This is a genomic window from Mesorhizobium sp. WSM3224, assembly GCF_000427725.1.
Taxonomy (GTDB): domain Bacteria; phylum Pseudomonadota; class Alphaproteobacteria; order Rhizobiales; family Rhizobiaceae; genus Mesorhizobium.
The window spans coordinates 1-6,983 of sequence record NZ_ATYO01000061.1 but is presented as its reverse complement, the minus strand read 5'-3'; the positions used below and the strand labels follow the sequence as shown (position 1 = coordinate 6,983).

The 6,983-nt window shown below is 57.8% G+C and carries 8 protein-coding genes; all 8 read left to right on the top strand.

Annotated elements, in window-relative coordinates:
• Nucleotides 1-218: amidohydrolase family protein (locus YU3_RS0133705; RefSeq protein WP_027170275.1), on the top strand; the 218-nt coding region annotated here is incomplete at its 5' end.
• A gap of 219 nt (nt 219-437) precedes the next feature.
• A complete protein-coding gene (locus tag YU3_RS0133700) occupies nt 438-1,400 on the top strand; it encodes an AraC family transcriptional regulator (protein ID WP_156913699.1) in 963 nt (320 codons plus the stop codon).
• A 150-nt stretch (nt 1,401-1,550) separates the two neighbouring features.
• Nucleotides 1,551-2,465: a 3-keto-5-aminohexanoate cleavage protein gene (locus YU3_RS0133695; RefSeq protein WP_027170273.1), complete on the top strand. Its 915-nt coding sequence runs from the start codon at nt 1,551-1,553 to the stop codon at nt 2,463-2,465.
• A 3-nt stretch (nt 2,466-2,468) separates the two neighbouring features.
• On the top strand, nt 2,469-3,788 hold the full coding sequence (locus tag YU3_RS38280) for an aminotransferase class III-fold pyridoxal phosphate-dependent enzyme (protein ID WP_051334209.1): 1,320 nt from the start codon (nt 2,469-2,471) through the stop codon (nt 3,786-3,788).
• A gap of 14 nt (nt 3,789-3,802) precedes the next feature.
• Nucleotides 3,803-4,243: a PaaI family thioesterase gene (locus YU3_RS40175; RefSeq protein WP_156913698.1), complete on the top strand. Its 441-nt coding sequence runs from the start codon at nt 3,803-3,805 to the stop codon at nt 4,241-4,243.
• Nucleotides 4,244-4,305: 62 nt separating this feature from the next.
• Nucleotides 4,306-5,475 (top strand): M20 aminoacylase family protein, encoded by a 1,170-nt coding sequence (locus YU3_RS0133685; RefSeq protein WP_027170272.1) that lies wholly within the window; start codon nt 4,306-4,308, stop codon nt 5,473-5,475.
• Nucleotides 5,476-5,911: 436 nt separating this feature from the next.
• Nucleotides 5,912-6,598: a CoA transferase subunit A gene (locus YU3_RS0133680; RefSeq protein ID WP_036260276.1), complete on the top strand. Its 687-nt coding sequence runs from the start codon at nt 5,912-5,914 to the stop codon at nt 6,596-6,598.
• Nucleotides 6,599-6,612: 14 nt separating this feature from the next.
• On the top strand, nt 6,613-6,983 hold a 371-nt coding region (locus tag YU3_RS0133675; protein ID WP_027168782.1), incomplete at its 3' end, for a succinyl-CoA--3-ketoacid-CoA transferase.

The window sequence follows — 6,983 nt, the reverse complement described above, 5'->3', positions numbered from 1 at the left end:
TCTCTGGCGCTGATATCTTAAGCATGCAAACGCTCGATGCCGCTCGCTGCCTTGGCCTGGATGCTGAAATGGGCAGTCTGACTGTGGGCAAGCGCGCCGATATTGTCATCCGTGAAATCGGGGATATCACGCAGACCCCAGCAGGGGCGCCGGACAATCTCCTCGGCATCTCGGGTGGCACCTCCCGGTCGATACTGTCATCATCAATGGCCACGTAGTGATGCGTCATGGGCATGCAACTCTGGTCGATGAAAGCGCCGTCCTCGAGAAGGCGGTGAAACAAAGAAAACGCCTCCTTGAGCGCGCCGGGTTCTGAGCACGCGTCCGATCCTCCAGAATTGTTGCAGAAGGTCATCACCTAGTGCTTGCAAAAATGCCCTGAGAGGCGCAACTATTCGCTGGCTAGAACCGTACACATTGCTGCACTAGGAGACGGTTTGACCGCAATTCTCGAACGAGTGACGGTGGGCAGGTGTTTTGCCCGGGCCTCCAACCATCCGGGCGGTGTACCGGATGCGATACGTTTGATGCCTCCCAGCGATGTCAGCGAAGGCTACGAGGACGTATTCCCGCAGCACGATGATCTCCTGATTACCTCTAAGCAGATCGCGGCGCGGGGAGCCTTTGAGGATCATGAGCCTGGTCTCGGGCGGCTAGTCTTTCTTTTTCATTTACATGGTCGTCGCACGGTCGAGGTGAAGGGAGCGGGTCGGCACGACCTAAACTTGCCCAAGTTTGTCGCTTATTACCATGCGGAGGGCGTGGTTAAGACCAGTTTCTGGTCGCAAGGCGATACCGAGACGTCCATTCTTGTCGGATTCTCGCCGCAAAAGCCGCCGCCCGTCGTGAATAGCGCGCTCCGCGCGAATTCCGACGCTCGAGCCCTAATCTCCAAGCCCAACTGCCCGTGTTTCTGGCTGGAGTTTCCACTCACCCTCGAAATGGAGCGTGCGGCGCGACAGGTGTCGGCGGCGAACATTCATCCGGCGATCATGCGCGAATTCCTGCTCGCCAAAGCGGATGAATTGCTTTGCCTCGGTAGCGATGCGCTTCTGGCCTCCTTCACCCGGAGCAGCGACCAATCAGCTGCGGAAAGGATCAAGCTCGACCTAGTAGTCAAGATCATCGACGAAGATTTCCGCACCACCCCGACAGTGGGCTTCCTTGCCGAACGGGTGGACGTCCAGCCTGCCGTCCTATCGAGCCTGTTCCTCGACCGTTTCGGCTTCACCATCTCTGAATATTGCGCCCGCAAGCGTATGGATATGGCCAATCGCCTGCTCGCCACGACCAACATGCCGCTCAAGCAGGTGGCGTATGAGGTGGGCTACAACCACATTTCTAATTTCAACCTCGCCTTCCGAAAAACCTTCGGCGTCACGCCCAGGCAGGCGCGGTAAGAGGTGAAATAACGGCGCCCTTTGCGGCCCAGTCCCGCCACACGATCATAAAAATCGCGGTCCCTTCAATAAACCGCCGACATTGCCCGCAAATTCTGGCTTCCCTACGCTCGCTTCAATCCTCTTGTATACGATGGAGTGGGTTTCGACGTGGCTGACAAAGCGATCATCACTTGCGCGGTGACTGGTTCGGCACATACGCCGACGATGTCTTCGCATCTGCCGATAAGTGCCAGGCAAATCGAAGACGAAGCGGTCGCTGCCGCCGAGGCCGGAGCGGCGGTCGTGCATCTGCATGCGCGTAATCCCGACGACGGCCGCGCGTCCTACGACCCGGCGCTTTTTGCCGCCTTCGTGCCGAATATCCGTGCAAGGTCTGATGTCGTTATCAACATTTCGACCGGTGGCAGCGGTAAGATCGAGGATCGGATGGCCGCCGCCGTCGCTCTCAAGCCGGAAATGGCCTCTCTTAACATGGGCTCGTTGTCACCCTATGGCCGCGAACAGATCCTGGGCAAATTCGACACTTGGAAGCACGAGTGGGAGGTCGAACAATTCCGCACCGCCCGGCACCGCATCTATCCCAACACCGAGGACGGCATCGAAACAATCATCCGCGATGTCGGCGGGCAGGGCACTCGCTTCGAGTGTGAATGCTATGACGTCAGTCACCTCTACAATCTGGCCTATTTCGCCGACAAAGGGTTGATCGAGCCGCCCTTCATCATTCAGACGATCTTCGGCTTCTCCGGCGGAATCGGGCTGCATTTCGAGAACGTAATTCACATGCAGACCATCGCTCGCCATCTGTTCGGTGAGCACTATTTCTGGTCCATTATCGCTCCCGGCCGGCATCAATTCAAATACTGCACGATGGCTTCTTTAATGGGGGGCAACGTTCGCGTCGGCCTCGAAGATAATCTTTATCTGGATAAGGGTGTGCTAGCCAAAAGCAATGCCGAGCAGGTACGACGCATGAGAGACATTCTCTCTCTGTTGTCGATTGACATTTGCACCCCGGACGAAGTGCGCAAAAAATTCAAACTCAACGACATGGCGGTGTAGCTCATGCTTAATCAGAACGCAGACGTTACGAGCGGCCTTGAGCAGGTGCTTGCGGACCTCGATCGTGACTACCGCTCCAGGAATGCGAGAAGTGCGGAGCAGGTCGCAAGGGCGGCGCAGGTGTTGCCCGGCGGCAGCACGCGGACTGTTTTACATTTCGATCCGTTCCCGCTCGCAATCGCGCATGCGTCTGGTAGCCACGTAACGGATCTCGACGGACATGAGTATGCAGATTTCGCCAATGACTCCACGGCGGGATTCTATGGGCATAGTGATCCGTTGATCATTGAGGCGCTAAGCAGCGCCATTGAAAGCGGTCTGAGTTTTGGTGGTCTGAACATTCATGAAGAGAAGTTGGCGCGGGAGATTTGCGGCCGCTTTGATTCCATTGATCGTGTGCGGTTCTGCAATTCAGGAACCGAAGCCAATTTGATTGCCATGCAGTTGGCCAGGCAAGCGACCGGCCGTTCCAAAGTACTGGCCTTCAAGGGCGGATATCACGGTAGCATTCTGAGCTTTCTCGGCGGCAAATCAATGAACTACGAGATGGATAGTGTCGTATTGGCGGAGTTTAATGCCCAAGAATCGGTCGAGGCGGCCGCAGCCGGAATTCTAGACGATTTGGCTGCGATCGTAGTGGAGCCGATGATGGGTAGCGGGGGAGGAGTTCTGGCCGAGGCGGGATTTCTGCAGTTCCTGCGCGAATTTTCGACCAGGCACGGCACCCTGCTTATATTCGACGAGGTGCAGACTGCCCGGATGGCGGGAGGTGGTTTGCAGCAAGTCTTCGGCATCAGTCCCGACCTGACGACATTGGGAAAATTTCTCGGTGGAGGCGCCAGCTTTGGCGCCTTCGGTGGGGCGGCTGCGATCATGGACCTGCTCGACGCAAATCGCGAAGGTGCAATTCCCCATGGCGGAACTTTCAACAACAATATCCTTTCGATGGCAGCTGGCCATATCGGCTACAGCAAGGTTGCTACGCCTAGGGCTATCAATGGGGCCAATGCAAAGGCCGCAGCAATGCGGAGACGGCTGATTGAGGTGGCGCAAGGCGCCGATCTGCCTATTCAACTGGGGGGATACGGAACAATCATTTCGATACACTTTCAGCCGAATGAAGTCAGACGGCCCAGCGACATCCGAACAAGTGCGAAGCAAAGGAAGCTCGTTCATCTTGAATTGCTAAAGAGGCAATTCTATACATCTCGCCGGGGCACGATCAACTTGTCTCTCGCCACCACCGACGACGACATGGACAGCTACGTGAGGGCGTTTAAGGAAATCTGCACCCTGCATTCCGGATTCCTTCGGAACACGTGACCCGAGACATCCAGATGAATACAAGCTTATCTGGCCCCATTCGGGCTGCTGCGGGGGCATGGACTGAAGAAGAATTGCGTCAAATACCGCTCCATGGGTTCCAAAAGGCTATCGGCATTGTACTCGATGAAGTCACTTCCCAGCGGATCACGGCACATATCCTTATCACCGACGCTCATCGAAATTCGGTTGGCACAGTACATGGCGGTGTACTGATGGCTTTGGCAGATTGCCTTGGTGGAATTGGTGCCCTTCAATCTCTACAGCCGGGGCAGCGTACGGCCACCTTGGAATCAAAAACCAACTTCATAGGAAGCGACGCAGGAGATGAACTGCATGGCGAATGCACGCCAATTCATTTGGGTAGCCGCACCTCGGTGTGGACGACGAGGGTGACTGGCGAGAAAGGCAAATTGCTCTCGATTACCACGCAAACACAAATTCACCTGGTCTGAACCAAGAAGCGAGAGTCCGTTATGTCCCCTACATCGATGCTACACTTGCCTTCGAGGGCACTGTGACCTCCAATGCCTTCGAGACAGCCGAGACGCTACGCAGACAAGCCATCGAATGGCGCCACGATTTCCATCGCCACCCGGAGCTTCTGTTCGACGTAGGCCGCACGGCCGCACGCGTTGCGGAACTCCTGCGGGGGTTTGGGTGTGATGAAGTTGTGACTGGCATCGGTCGAAGCGGAGTTGTCGCGGTGATCCGGGGCGGAACCGCGCCGGCGAGTCGGACCATCGGCATCCGCGCCGACATGGACGCTCTGCCCATAATTGAGGCGACGGGCCTCTCCTACGCCTCAGCCGATGCTGGACGCATGCATGCCTGTGGCCATGACGGCCATATGGCGATCCTGCTTGGCGCCGTGAACCAGCTTGCCAAGACCCGCGCCTTTACCGGCACCCTCGTTGCGATTTTCCAGCCTGCGGAGGAGGGCGGTGGCGGCGCCAAGGTAATGGCCGAAGACGGTCTCTTCGAACGCTTTGGCATCGAAGAGGTGTACGCGCTTCACAACATGCCAGCCATGGCCATCGGCACATTCGCCATCTCAGAAGGCGTCATGCTCGCCGCAGCCGACCGTTTCGATATCAAAATCATCGGCAAAGGCGGCCATGCGGCCCAGCCGCACGAAACCGTCGATCCGATCGTGATCGCCAACCACGTGGTCGGCGCGCTGCAGACGATCGTCTCAAGAAGCGTCAACCCCGCTGACCCGGTCGTGCTTTCGGTCACGTCCATAGAAGCTGGCGCAGCCTACAATGTCATTCCAACCGAGGCTGTGCTCAAGGGTACTGTCCGCGCCTTCTCGGACACCAGCCGCGACATTGTTGAAAGCCGAATGCGAGCCATAATCGCCTCTATTGCCCAAGCGTTTGGCGCTGAAGCAAAATTCGACTACCGCCGTGGCTATCCGCCGACGGTGAATCATCCGGCCCAGGCGTGCATTCTTGCGGCGGCCGCCGCGCATGTTGCTGGAGATACCGCTGTTAAGCGCGACTTAGCGCCCCTGATGATCGCGGAAGATTTTTCCTACATGCTAAGGGCCAGGCCCGGCGCGTTCATCTTCATGGGCAACGGCACGACCGCTCCCCTCCATCATTCCGAGTACGATTTCAACGACGACGCACTGCCCTACGGAATTGCTCTATGGATCGATCTGGTGAGGCGAGCGAGCAAGTAGAACCTCGCCGGTGCCGGTAAGCAAAGAATACATCCTGTGTTAAGCTTACGGGGTTCTCATCGACTTCGTCGATCATCTCGATCGTCCTATCGAGCCCGCTGTCGATAGTGCGGCCACCGCTGCATATGAACCCGCCGGGCCGCCCAGAACCTCAGATGAAACTGTCGCAGCCGAGCGCGTTTCAGTGCCCCTCTCACCAGGACGCGGTGTAATTGAACGGAATGGCTCAGATCACAAATCTTTTCCATCCCGGAATAACTCTAGACGGCTAGGGCGCGGTGGCCGATCCGACTAACGTTATGTGTATGTAGTCCCGCGAGCCAACTCGCGCGCGAAAGGCACGGATACCTGTTGAATTGGCACGATTGCAAAAAGGAGTTGCCCCTTGACGATGAAGCGGCGACCGAACGGGTGAAGAGTTACATGAATAAGATCCATGCCGACGCCGGAGCGGCGCTTTGACGGCCTGTTGTTTGACGGGATGCTCATTGCTGCCGGCGGCTTCGGCCTCTGCGGCATCCCGGAGCTGTTGATCGGTGGCATTCGGCAAGCGGGTACGAAGGAGCTGACGATCGCGTCGAACAATTGCGGCGTCGACGACTTTGGGCTTGGCGTGCTGCTCAAGACCAAGCAGATCAGGAAGATGATCTCCTCTTATGTCGGCGAGAATGCCGAGTTCATGCGCCAGTATCTGAGCGGGGAACTGGAACTTGAGTTCAATCCGCAAGGGACGCTGGCTGAACGCATGCGGGCCGGCGGCGCTGGCATCGCCGGCTTCTACACCAAGACCGGCGTGGGGACCGTCGTGGCAGAGGGCAAGGAGCACAAGGTCTTCGACGGGGAAACCTATATGCTTGAGACCGGCATCGTCGCCGACCTGTCAATTGTGAAAGCCTGGAAGGCAGATGCCTCGGGCAACCTGGTGTTCCGCAAGACAGCGCGCAACTTCAACCCGCCGGCTGCCACGTGCGGCAGGACCTGTGTCGCCGAAGTCGAGGAGATCGTTCCCGTCGGCAGTCTGGAGCCTGACCAGATCCACCTGCCGGGGATCTATGTGCATCGCCTAATTGAGGGCAAGCACGAGAAGCGCATTGAACAGCGCACGACGCGTGCTGCGGCTTGAAGGGGAGGTGACAGATGGCCTGGGACAGGGACCAGATGGCGGCGCGGGCCGCGCGCGAGCTTGAGGACGGCACCTATGTCAATCTTGGCATCGGCATTCCGACGCTCGTCGCCAATCATATTCCAGACGGCATTCACGTGACGCTGCAGTCGGAGAATGGCTTGCTTGGCATCGGTCCATTCCCGACCGAGCACGAGATCGACGCCGACCTCATCAATGCCGGCAAGCAGACGGTGACGGCGCTGCCGCATTCGGCCTTCTTTGACTCTGCCCAGAGCTTTGCGATGATCCGCGGCGGCAAGATCGCAATGGCGATCTTAGGCGCCATGGAAGTGGCCGAGAACGGCGACCTCGCCAACTGGATGATCCCCGGCAAGCTGGTCAA

Bases quoted from the DNA above. Each gene is read 5' to 3' on its own strand.
- YU3_RS0133680 (WP_036260276.1), top strand. From the start codon at position 5,912: ATGCCGACGCCGGAGCGGCGCTTTGACGGCCTGTTGTTTGACGGGATG.
- YU3_RS38280 (WP_051334209.1), top strand. From the start codon at position 2,469: ATGCTTAATCAGAACGCAGACGTTACGAGCGGCCTTGAGCAGGTGCTT.
- YU3_RS40175 (WP_156913698.1), top strand. From the start codon at position 3,803: ATGAATACAAGCTTATCTGGCCCCATTCGGGCTGCTGCGGGGGCATGG.